Source organism: Streptomyces sp. NPDC057543 (assembly GCF_042801895.1).
In the GTDB taxonomy this organism is placed as follows: Bacteria; Actinomycetota; Actinomycetes; order Streptomycetales; family Streptomycetaceae; genus Streptomyces.
Genome location: NZ_JBHVFF010000578.1, coordinates 1 through 1,522, shown reverse-complemented (window position 1 = coordinate 1,522; position 1,522 = coordinate 1). Strand labels below are relative to the sequence as shown.

Here is a 1,522-nt window from a genome sequence, read left to right as displayed (position 1 = left end):
CGCGCTCGTCTCACCCCGCTCAAACCGCTCAGCAGCCTCCAGCCGTAACCGCTCCCGGAACTCCCGACGCTCGGCGGTCAGTCCGCCCCCTTGTGGATACCGCATCCAACGGTGATACCGCACAGCGCGGGGCCCGGTCAGCCGAATGCGACATCACGAGTTCAAAGTCAGTAACCCGCACAACACCACCATCGCCACGGCGACATCGCCGGAAGCCCCGGACATCGACGACTGGTTCTGCGCAGCCCGGCCGTTTACTCGTCAGCCGGACTCACCCGGACGAGAGCCTGTCGGCCTCGTCCATGATTCCGATTCTCCGCCAACTCGGGAGCCGGCCTTCCACCGCCCCGGGTGCCATCCGAGGTACTCCCGGCAGACCGTTCGCGTACCGCGGACGCTGCACTTCCTGTTGCACCGTTTGAGCCGGTACTGCTGAGCCGGGATCAGGCATTACCCGCCTGTGGGGCGCTGAGTGTGTAGGTGGTTCCGACGCTGGTCTGCACCCATGCGTCCGGGAGGGCTGCGGCGAGAGTGTGCTGGGCGCGCCAGCCGGTGCAGTGACCGGGGACGATCAGCTCGGGTGCGAGTTCGGTGAGCGCGGCCACCGTCGGGCCGATGACCGGCTCGAAGGCCGGGCCGCTCAGGTGGAATCCGCCGATGAGGGCCAGCAGTTTGCTGACGCCGGTCAGCCTCATGGCGTGCCGGATGATGTTGACCACTCCGGCGTGGCCGCACCCGGTGATGACAACAAGTCCCCGGCCGCGCACGTTGATGACGAGTGCCTGGTCGTCGATGACGGCGGGATCGTGTCGCCAGCCGTTCCCGTCCCAGGCTTGGTGTGCCTGCGGCATGCCGTGCTCGAACTCGGTGACGCGGTCCACCTCGCCGGTGATCAGGATACCGCCGGCCAGCAGCGACGGCTGCCGCCGCTCGATCACCTCGAACCCTTCGCGTTCCAGGGCACCCCGTGACAGTGTGGGCATCTCCAGAACCTGGTCGGCGGGCAGTTCCAGGCGGCGGCGGGTCCAGACCGCGGGGTGGACGGTCAGCGGCAGGCCGGAGCGCCCGCGCAGCCGGGCCAGGCCGTCGAAGCCGCCCGCGTGGTCGAAGTGTCCGTGGCTGAGCACGACGCCCTGGAGGCCGCCGACATGGATGCCAAGACGCTCGGCGTTCACCGCCAGTCCGTCCGGCGACGCGCCGGTGTCGAACAGCAGCGTGCTGCTCGCGTTCCCGCTTTGGACGGTGACCAGGGCGGAGAAGCCATGCTCGGCCCGCAGCCCCGCGAGGGCCTCGCCGCCGGCGAACTGCCGCGCGGCGGTCCGCCCGACGCCCACCGACGCCCGGGTGACGCCTTCGGCAGGGGCCAGCAGGGCGTCGAATGTGTTGTCGACCATCGTCGTGACCCTGACCTCGTCGACCTCGGGCAGCCTCACCGGGTCGACAGCCGGTCCCTCCGCGGCGCGAGGCGCTGACCACGCCGCCTCGGCCGCCGAGTGCCCGTGATCGTCGCACATGCTAGAAA

At 69.8% G+C, this 1,522-nt stretch carries 1 protein-coding gene; it reads right to left on the bottom strand.

Features of this window, described 5'->3' with window-relative positions:
• Positions 1-443 precede the first annotated feature (443 nt).
• A partial coding sequence (locus ACFU8Q_RS41415) for an MBL fold metallo-hydrolase (RefSeq protein ID WP_384465365.1) occupies positions 444-1,522 on the bottom strand: 1,079 nt, incomplete at its 5' end.